This is a genomic window from Ruegeria lacuscaerulensis (assembly GCF_013033355.1).
In the GTDB taxonomy this organism is placed as follows: Bacteria; Pseudomonadota; Alphaproteobacteria; order Rhodobacterales; family Rhodobacteraceae; genus Ruegeria; species Ruegeria lacuscaerulensis_A.
Genome location: NZ_WQDY01000037.1, coordinates 1 through 1003, shown reverse-complemented (window position 1 = coordinate 1003; position 1003 = coordinate 1). Strand labels below are relative to the sequence as shown.

The window sequence follows — 1003 nt, the reverse complement described above, 5'->3', positions numbered from 1 at the left end:
GGAGATTTGCCATGAAGCTCGGCGTTCATTCCGAGATCGGAAAGCTCAACAAGGTGATCGTCTCGCGCCCTTCACTGGCGCATGATCGTCTGACACCACGAAATTGCGAAGAGCTTTTGTTCGATGACGTGATCTGGGTCGAGCAGGCTCGCAAGGACCACGCAGAATTCTGTTCCCTGATGCGGGAACGCGGGGTCGAGGTCTACGACATTCAGGATCTGCTCGCCCAAGCTATCGCAGACGACCCCGCAGCGCGTGCCTTCCTGTTGGACCGTCTGATCACGCCCAACATGGTCGGCCTGGGCTTTTCCGTAGAAATGCGTGCTTGGTTGGACGAGATGGATGCCAAGCTGCTTGCTCGCCATATGCTCGGCGGCATCATCTTTGCAGACCTGCCCAAGGGTATGATCGACGAACAGTTCGGTGATCTGGTTTCTCTGGGCGACTTCATTCTTCCCGCGATCCCCAATGCGCAGTTCCAGCGCGACCCCTCCTGCTGGATTTTCGATGGCGTGACGACGAACCCGATGTTCTGGCCTGCTCGTAAGCCGGAAACCTTGATCATGCGTACGGTGTATCGCCACCATAAGATGTTCAAGGACGCCGAGTTCGAGTTCTGGTGGGGCGATAGCGACGACGATTTCGGCCTCGCCTCGGTCGAGGGTGGCGACGTTCAACCGGTGGGCAACGGCACTGTCTTCATAGGGATGGGCGAGCGCACAACCCGGCAGGCCGTCGCTCAGGTTGCCGAAGCGCTGTTCAGGAAGGGCGGTGCCGAGCGTGTCGTCGCCTGTGCGATGCCCAAAAGCCGCGCAGCCATGCATCTGGATACGGTGTTCACTTGTCTTGACCACGACAAGGTCACTGCATTCTCGGAAGTCGCGGACCAGATCACCTGTATCTCGATCCGCCCGGGTGACCGCGGGGACTTGGATATCCACGTGGAAAAAGGGCACCTTTTCGACGTCTACAAAGAAGCGCTGGGGCTGAACTCGCTGGAGGT

1 protein-coding gene is annotated in these 1003 nt (G+C 58.6%); it reads left to right on the top strand.

The window, feature by feature from the left end:
- Nucleotides 1-11: 11 nt before the first annotated feature.
- Nucleotides 12-1003: arginine deiminase family protein (locus tag GOW48_RS22280; protein WP_170756252.1), on the top strand; the 992-nt coding region annotated here is incomplete at its 3' end.